Origin of the sequence: Paracoccus sp. PAMC 22219, from assembly GCF_000787695.1 — a bacterium.
Classification (GTDB): Bacteria; Pseudomonadota; Alphaproteobacteria; order Rhodobacterales; family Rhodobacteraceae; genus Paracoccus.
On sequence record NZ_BBPH01000132.1, the window covers coordinates 1 to 4,760 of the forward strand.

5 protein-coding genes are annotated in these 4,760 nt (G+C 57.1%); 3 read left to right on the top strand and 2 right to left on the bottom strand.

The annotated features are described in order from the left end of the window. Positions 1-499: 499 nt before the first annotated feature. Both TY51_RS14610 and TY51_RS22090 read left to right on the top strand, forming a co-directional pair. The gene (locus TY51_RS14610) at positions 500-1,729 is read left to right on the top strand and encodes an AI-2E family transporter (RefSeq protein ID WP_042250714.1); all 1,230 of its coding nucleotides are present in this window, start codon (positions 500-502) and stop codon (positions 1,727-1,729) included. 11 nt (positions 1,730-1,740) lie between these two features. Next, complete coding sequence (locus tag TY51_RS22090; protein WP_156118048.1) at positions 1,741-2,103, top strand: hypothetical protein; 363 nt, start codon at positions 1,741-1,743, stop codon at positions 2,101-2,103. A 238-nt stretch (positions 2,104-2,341) separates the two neighbouring features. Here the strand turns inward: TY51_RS22090 and TY51_RS14615 are convergent, their stop codons facing one another. Beyond that, positions 2,342-2,836, bottom strand: a complete 495-nt coding sequence (locus TY51_RS14615) for a MarR family winged helix-turn-helix transcriptional regulator (RefSeq protein WP_197054776.1) — start codon at positions 2,834-2,836, stop codon at positions 2,342-2,344. Positions 2,837-3,109: 273 nt separating this feature from the next. Between TY51_RS14615 and TY51_RS14620 the strand changes: the two genes are divergently transcribed. After that, positions 3,110-3,778: a DUF1236 domain-containing protein gene (locus tag TY51_RS14620; RefSeq protein WP_042250717.1), complete on the top strand. Its 669-nt coding sequence runs from the start codon at positions 3,110-3,112 to the stop codon at positions 3,776-3,778. 652 nt (positions 3,779-4,430) lie between these two features. Here TY51_RS14620 and TY51_RS14625 read toward each other — a convergent pair. After that, positions 4,431-4,760: response regulator (locus TY51_RS14625; RefSeq protein WP_156118049.1), on the bottom strand; the 330-nt coding region annotated here is incomplete at its 5' end.

Here is a 4,760-nt window from a genome sequence, read left to right on the forward strand (position 1 = left end):
CGCTTGGCGATACCCCCGACGGGGACATCCCTGCCGTTGCGAGACCGGTGCAGGCCCGCGAGTGAATGATTGGCCGCAAGGGAGGGATGATAGTCAGAGACAAAATCTCTTTGAGCACGGAGCATACGCATCGCAACAACTTACCTACTAACAAACAGGAAAACGTCCCGACAGACTCGAACGGGCTTGGCCTATGAAGCAGTTCGATAAAATTTTATCAAACTGGATTTATAGTCAGGTTGTTCAGGATCCTGACACACAAGCGCGGAAAAAGTCCTTCGATCAAACACCGCAGCTGGCCACACGACAGACCTGCGGCAGACGCATCAGCTGATCTGGCTGGTTACAACTGAACCAAAGATCAACTGGCCCGAGGAGTTCAGTAACCTTATTCCTGTACTCCGCAGTGAGGCCGCGAACGTCTGCTGCGTTTGGAGCGGGGCAAATCTTCACGATTTGCGTGCACGCTGTCGGCTGATGGTGCGGGGAGGAGATCACGATGGATCAGACGCAAGCGCCGGATCGCGGTGACAAGGAAAGTTCCGTTCCCCGTTTGGCGAACTGGGCTGTGATCGGCATCTTCCTGATCCTGGCATTCGCGGCGATCGCCGAAGGGCGTGACTTCCTGATGCCTGCCACGATGGCTGTGCTGCTCTTCTTCGTCTTCACGCCTTTGCGTCGACTTGCGGAACGACGTGGTCTGCCCAATGCCCTGACGGCCGCGGCAATAACCCTGTCGATCCTCCTGTCCGTTGGTGTGATCGCCTATGCAGCCAGTGGGCCGCTCAGCCAGGCGATGAGCCGGATGCCGGTGATCTCCTACCAGCTCAACCAGAAGTTCGACAGCCTGGGTGACAGCCTGTCAGGTCTCCGCGAGGCGGCCAGGCGTATCGATGATGCCCAAGCTGCAGAGCCGGAACCCGGACAGCCGCCCATAATCCGCGTGGAGCAGGAGGGTGAGACCACTTTGGGAACCGTCATGAAAATGGCGCCCCTGCTCCTGGGCCAGGTCCTCTTCACGCTGATCCTGCTGTTCTTCATGATCGCGTCCGGCGACATGCTCCATCTCAAGATCGTCCAGAGCTTTGATCGGATGCGCGAGAAGAGGGGCGCCTACCTTGCATTGCGAAAGATCGAGGACTCGCTTGGAAATTATCTCGGCGCCATCACGATCATCAATGCCTGCCTGGGGCTGGCTGTTGGACTGACCATGTGGGCCTGGGGCATGCCAGGAGCGATCCTGTTCGGGGTCGGCGCTTTCCTCCTCAACTATATCCCGTACCTCGGCGCGATCGTCGGCGTGGCGATCTCGGCGTTCGTGGCTCTGCTCGTCATGCCAGGATTGTTCTGGCCAGCAATGGTCGCGGGTTCGTATCTCACCCTCACCTCGCTGGAAGGCCAAATCATTACGCCCTACTTCGTGTCCCGACGTTTGCAGATGAACACCGTGGTCGTGTTTTTGGCCGTGGCTCTCTGGGCCTGGCTCTGGTCAGTGATCGGGATGATCATTGCCGTGCCGGTCCTCGTCGTCATGCGCGTTCTGGCAGAGCATGTGCCGGGATGGGAGAAGTTCGGAAACTTCCTGGCCGGTGATGCACCGCCTGTCCTGGACGAGGATGAAGCGGAAGCCGAGAGCCTTGTCGACGCAGGCGCTGGAGCCGAAGACGAGCCGGCGGCCCGGGTCGCGACGGAAGCCCTTGTCGCAGCGGAGACAAGTAAAGCTCACTGACGGAAGCACTGATGACGATGGACTGCTTCGGAAGCCTGACACTGGCGGGAAGGGTCAGAGGCCGTGAGGTGGCAGTCCCGGCATTTGGCGGAACTGAACCGATGAGTATTGAATATCAAAAATGGAGAGTTACATTGAGTATGATGCCGCACAGGTTGTGCTGCTCGATGCTTCAGGCTTTCATGGGGAGGGTTCTGGTTGTGACGATCATTGGCAAAGACTTAGCAACGTTTCTGAGAGCCGTTGAAGCGGCGGGAGATGCCGCTAATCCGGGCGGCATTCTGTGTGACTCGCTCAGACGCGCGCAGCTGGTCTGTCTTGTTGCAAAGGCCTCGACAGCCGGGGCTGTGCTGACGCGAACCGCTGGACGCTGAGACCGTCCGTTTCTTGCGTTGACGTAGCGCACAGAAAGATGTGCCGCCGGAAGCCATGCTGTTTCCTCCCTGACCGCAGCCGTTCATCAATCGAAGCATCCGCGCAGGGCACAGCGGTCCATAGCGCTCCTCGCTTTCCGACGAAAAGCGCCCGTGATCCGGGGAAGACAGCATATCCGGCTGTCGGGTTCTCTGATGCCAAAGATACAGATCCGCAGACGTCAGAGCGAAGCTTCTCTCACCGCCGGGTTTCTGGAGCTGACTTTACTGTCTCGAGCTGTTCTTCCGGGCGTGCCGGTCTCCCCAACCAATCAAGTTCCTCACGAAGCTCATCCGCTTGGCTATCCGTGATCTGGCAGGCAGACATGATCTGATCAGAAACGGCCCACACTGACGTCTGCAGCGCTTGTCCGGCAGGTGTCAGCTCGACAAGAACCCGACGCTCATCCTGCATGTCGCGCTTCCTCGCGATCAGCCCGGATTGCTCCATGCGCTTGAGGATTGGCGTAATGGTGCCGGTATCCAAGCCAAGTCTGATGCCAACTTTGCCTACCAATTGAGGAGACGTATCAAGCAGCTCGAGGACGACCAGATACTGGGGGAAGGTCAGACCAAGCGGCTCGAGGAACCGCCGATGCATCCGCATGATCCGGTTCGCCGCCCCGTAGAGTGCAAACGATAGCTGTTTGTCGACCTGGCAGCGGGTTTCGCTTTCTCGGCGCATACGATCCATCGCTAATAACCGTGGCAGGATACTGTCGAACGATCTTGTTCCATGCCTGTCTCAAGCTGATCAAGGGTCGCAAGACGCATGTTAGCCAGATCCTCTAGATTGTCACCCAGCTTGCCAAAACAGGTTTGTCCATTATTGGAGGATGTCGCACCGCGGAAATCAACCCGAAGTGGAAAGTTAACCATAACATCACGCCATACGGGAACTGGTTGCGATAACGACAAGTTTGCCTGCCATCATCGAGGCGTGTTGCCTGCGAGGTAGGAGATCACCATGAAAACGTATCTTGTTCCGACATTCGTCGCAGCCATGGCGGTTGCCGGGGCGGCGTCCGCACAGACGATGGCCACCGTCTCGACCGACCTGAACGTCCGCTCTGGTCCCGGGGTGCAGCACGGGGTCATCGGCGCCATCGGCGCAGGCGACGAGGTCTCGGTCCTAGGCTGCATCGACAGCGCCAACTGGTGCCAGGTCAGCGGCGATGGCCTGGAGGGGTGGGCCTATGGCGACTATCTGAACGTCAAGGCGGGCGACGAGGTCGTGTCGCTCTATCCCAACCGCGAAACGGTCGGCGTGACCATCATCGAGGCGCCGGTCGACGACCCGACCACCGGGCAGGACGCCGCCGTGGGCGGCCTGGGCGGCGCGGCCATGGGCGCGCTGATCGGTGGACCCATCGGCGCGGTTGCGGGTCTTGCGATCGGAGGCGCCACAGGGGCGGCTGCGGCCGAGGAACCGACCACCGAGGTCACGACCTACGTTACTTCGAACGCGGTCGATCCGATCTATCTGGATGGGGAGGTCGTCTTGGGCGCTGGCATCCCCGAGAACGTCACCATCTACGAGATCCCCGACCAGCCGGATTATCGTTATGCGCAGATCAACGGGCAGACAGTGCTGGTGAACCCCAACGATCGCCAGATCACCTATATCTATCATTAAAAAGCACTCGATCTTAAAGATTAAAAATTTTCTGAGTAACTCGTGAACTTTTTCCAATAATATATAAGCACCTGCATCGCCCTCGTGGCGGTGCAGAAGTTTCCAGTACTTGATAAACTCAGTATGTAGTCAAGGCTTTTAGTGTCAGCTAGCAACAAGAATTCTTATCGAATTCCCATTTTTTCTGATCATGCGCTGAAGCAAAATATCATCGAGCATTTGGCGGAATTGCACCTGCTTGCCATGACAAAATATCTTTGTGTCGGGACACCTTCGTTGCATTTGAATATTGCCTCCGGGAGGACATGCGACGGCGGAGCGTAAAATGATAGATCCCGGCCTACAGGCCCGATTTCTCATGGAGGGAATGTCTTGAAGCCAGATTGATGCAGCTCTAAGTAATTTTAAATTAACAGGTGAGGCGTTGGCCTTTACGTCAGAGACGGAGTATGGGGCCGCACAGGCAACCTATGCGCGAATGGACGGATCACGGCCACCAGATGAGCTATTCAGCTCGGCTGCTCGCTATATTCTAAGTTTGGATGTGCAATTGGCAGAGTGGGAACGAAAATCAAAAACGGACGCTTTTGGATGTGGACGCAAATGACCATGCGTCCCGCGCCGGAGGATCTTTATCTTTGCTTGCATACCATCATACGTCAGGATCATCTTCTCTGAACTGCCTGACAATTTCCTTAAGATTGTGAAATCCAATCGGCTTGGCCAACCAATCAAGCGGCTTGGCGGCTGCGCCACGCAACCGCGCAGCAGGACTTACGTTTCCCGTAACGAACAGCGATCGGATGCCGTGTGTCTGATAGATCCTGATCGCCGTATCGATCCCGTTGCACTCGCCCCTCAGAACGACATCCATTGTCGCAAAATCCGGCTGATGCAGAGCAGCAAGTCTTGCGGCTTCTCTTTCGGTCATGGCGATGCCGACAACCTCGACGTCCAGGTCGGTGAGCATCATCTGGAGATC